The 3,308-nt window shown below is 64.6% G+C and carries 3 protein-coding genes; all 3 read left to right on the forward strand.

The window, feature by feature from the left end:
- Window positions 1-1,087 (forward strand): transketolase-like TK C-terminal-containing protein (locus MOV74_RS34430; RefSeq protein ID WP_309486863.1); only part of this gene is annotated, 1,087 nt, incomplete at its 5' end.
- 148 nt (window positions 1,088-1,235) lie between these two features.
- Window positions 1,236-2,243: a type I glyceraldehyde-3-phosphate dehydrogenase gene (gene gap, locus MOV74_RS34435; protein ID WP_246931423.1), complete on the forward strand. Its 1,008-nt coding sequence runs from the start codon at window positions 1,236-1,238 to the stop codon at window positions 2,241-2,243.
- 150 nt (window positions 2,244-2,393) lie between these two features.
- Window positions 2,394-3,308: phosphoglycerate kinase (locus MOV74_RS34440; RefSeq protein ID WP_246931424.1), on the forward strand; the 915-nt coding region annotated here is incomplete at its 3' end.

Genomic DNA, 3,308 nt, shown 5'->3' on the forward strand with positions numbered 1-3,308 from the left:
CGCGGCGCGCCAGGAATGGGAAGCACGGCTTGGCGAGCTCGGCAGCCGCAAGCGCGCCGAGTTCGAGCGCCGCCTGCGCCATGAGCGTCCGGCCTCGCTCGCAAAGGCGGTGCGCGCATACAAGAAGGAATTGCTGGAAAAGCCGATGACCGCGGCAACCCGCAAATCCTCGGAGGCGGTGATCGAAGTCATCGCCGCCGCCATGCCGATGGAATTCCTGGCCGGCTCGGCGGATCTCACCGGCTCCAACAACAACAAGGCGAAATCGGCAACCGCCTTCTCGGCCAAGACGCCGAAGGGCCGCTTCATCCATTACGGCATCCGCGAGCACGGCATGGCCGCCGCGATGAACGGCATCTTCCTGCACGGCGGCTTCGCACCGAACGGCGCGACCTTCCTGGTGTTCACCGACTACGCACGTCCCGCGATGCGCCTTGCCGCGCTGATGGGCTCCGGCGTCGTCTATGTGATGACCCATGATTCCATCGGCCTCGGCGAAGACGGTCCGACCCATCAGCCCGTCGAGCATCTCGCCGCGCTTCGTGCCATTCCCAATATGCGCGTGTTCCGTCCGTGCGACGCGATGGAGGTCGCCGAGTGCTGGGAGCTCGCGCTCAACCGCATCGACGGCCCGACGGTGCTGGCACTGACGCGCCAGAATTTGCCGCAGTTGCGGACCACCGCGCCGAACGACAATCCCTGCGCGGCCGGCGCCTATGAGCTGGTCGCAGCCCAAGGCGAAGCCAAGGCGACGTTGTTTGCTTCCGGGTCCGAGGTCGAGATCGCGGTCGCCGCCCAGAAGCAGCTCGCCGAGCGCGGCATCGCGTCACGGGTGGTCTCCGTTCCCTCGCTCGAGCTGTTGTTAGCGCAACCAGAGGCCAAGCGCGCAGCCATCATCGGCAACGCGCCGGTCAAGATTGCGATCGAGGCCGCCGTGCGTTGGGGTTGGGACGCCGTGATCGGCCAGGATGGCGAATTTGTCGGCATGCATTCCTTCGGCGAAAGCGGTCCTGCCAAGGAGCTTTACAAGCATTTCGGCATTACTGCCGAGGCCGCGGTTAACGCTGTGCTGAAACGCGTTTCCTGAGAGTTGAGCTTGCCGCAAAAAAGGACTACGTAATCTCTCATATGATCAAGCACCGCCCGGCCGAACCGGGCGTCCGCCCCTAAAAAACCCTCGCAGGCGCGCATAGCGCGTTGTGCGGGATGACAACGGTCATTGAAGGAGACGAAACATGGCAGTCCGCGTTGGAATTAACGGTTTTGGCCGCATCGGCCGCAACATCCTGCGGGCTATTGCCGAGTCCGGCCGCAAGGACATCGAAGTCGTCGGCATCAACGACCTCGGTCCGGTCGAGACCAACGCCCATCTGCTCCGCTTCGACTCTGTGCATGGCCGTTTTCCCGGCACCGTGACCGTCGATGGCGACTCGATCAACCTCGGCACCGGCAAGATCAAGGTGACCGCGGAGCGCGATCCCTCGAAGCTGCCCTGGAAGGATCTCGGCGTCGACATCGCGATGGAATGCACCGGCATCTTCACCTCGAAGGACAAGGCTTCCGCGCATCTGACCGCCGGCGCCAAGCGCGTGCTGGTCTCCGCGCCCGCCGACGGCGCCGATGCCACCATCGTCTACGGCGTCAACCACGACACGCTGACCAAGGATCATCTGGTCATCTCGAACGGCTCCTGCACCACCAACTGCCTGGCGCCGGTCGCCAAGGTGCTGAACGACCTCGTCGGCATCGAGACCGGCTTCATGACCACGATCCACGCCTATACCGGCGACCAGCCGACGCTCGATACGATGCACAAGGATCTCTACCGTGGCCGTGCGGCTGCGATGTCGATGATCCCGACCTCGACCGGCGCGGCGAAGGCGATCGGCCTCGTGCTGCCCGAGCTGAAGGGCAAGCTCGACGGCGTCGCGATCCGCGTGCCGACCCCGAACGTCTCGGTCGTCGACCTCAAGATCGTCGCCAAGCGCGCCACCGACGCCAAGGAAATCAACGCGGCGATGAAGCGCGCCTCCGAGCAGCAGCTCAAGGGCATCCTCGGCTACACCAATGCGCCGAACGTCTCGATCGACTTCAACCACGACCCGCACTCCTCAACCTTCCACGAGGACCAGACCAAGGTGCAGAACGGCACGCTGGTGCGCGTGATGTCCTGGTACGACAACGAGTGGGGCTTCTCGAACCGCATGGCGGACACCGCCGCTGCGATCGCGAAGGTGATCTAACTCCGCTCTCGTGTCCCGGACGCGATGCAGCGTGAAACGCTGCTTCGCAGATCCGGGACCCATTTCACCGCGACTCGCTGCAATGTGGGTCCCGGTTCTGCACAGCGGCGCTTTGCGCCGCAGTGCGCCCGGGACAAGAGAGAGTGTCCGATGACCAACAAATTCCGCACCCTCGACGACGTCGACGTGAAGGGCAAACGCGTGTTGCTGCGCGTCGATCTCAACGTGCCCATGGACAACGGCCGCGTCAGCGACACGACCCGGCTCGAGCGCGTCGCGCCGACCATCACGGAAATCTCGGACAAGGGCGGCAAGGTCATCCTGCTCGCGCATTTCGGCCGGCCGAAGGGGCGCGATGCCAAGGAGTCGCTCAAGCCGGTTGCCGAGGCGCTGTCGAAGGTCGTGAAGAAGCCCGTCGCCTTCGCCGACGACTGCATCGGTGAGCCCGCGGCCAAGGCGGTAGCTAGCTTGAACGACGGCGACATTCTCTGTCTCGAAAACACCCGCTTCCACAAAGAAGAGGAAAAGAACGATCCCGCCTTCGTCGCGGAGCTCGCAAAGCTCGGTGATATCTGGGTCAATGATGCGTTCTCGGCGGCGCACCGCGCCCACGCCACGACCGAAGGCCTCGGCCACAAGCTGCCCGCCTATGCCGGCCGCACCATGCAGGCCGAGCTCGTCGCGCTGGAGAAGGCACTGGGCTCGCCGACCAAGCCTGTTATCGCCATCATCGGCGGCGCAAAGGTCTCGACCAAGATCGACCTGCTCGAAAATCTCGTCAGCAAGGTCGATGCGCTTGTGATCGGCGGCGGCATGGCCAACACCTTCCTGCACGCCCAGGGCGTCGGCGTCGGCAAGTCGCTGGCCGAGAAGGATCTCGCCGCCACCGCGCTGCGCATCATGGAGAAGGCGGACGCCGCCAACTGCGCCATCATCCTGCCGGTCGACGCAACCGTTGCCTATCATTTCGCCGCCAACGCGCCCTCGCATGCCTATGGGCTCGATGCGATCCCGGCCGACGGCATGATCCTCGACGTCGGTCCGCAGTCGATCGCGCGCGTCCAC

This window comes from Bradyrhizobium sp. SHOUNA76, from assembly GCF_023006445.1.
Classification (GTDB): domain Bacteria; phylum Pseudomonadota; class Alphaproteobacteria; order Rhizobiales; family Xanthobacteraceae; genus Bradyrhizobium.

What these genes read in the sequence shown, in the direction of transcription:
- gap (WP_246931423.1), top strand. Translation starts at nt 1,236, where the DNA reads ATGGCAGTCCGCGTTGGAATTAACGGTTTTGGCCGCATCGGCCGCAAC.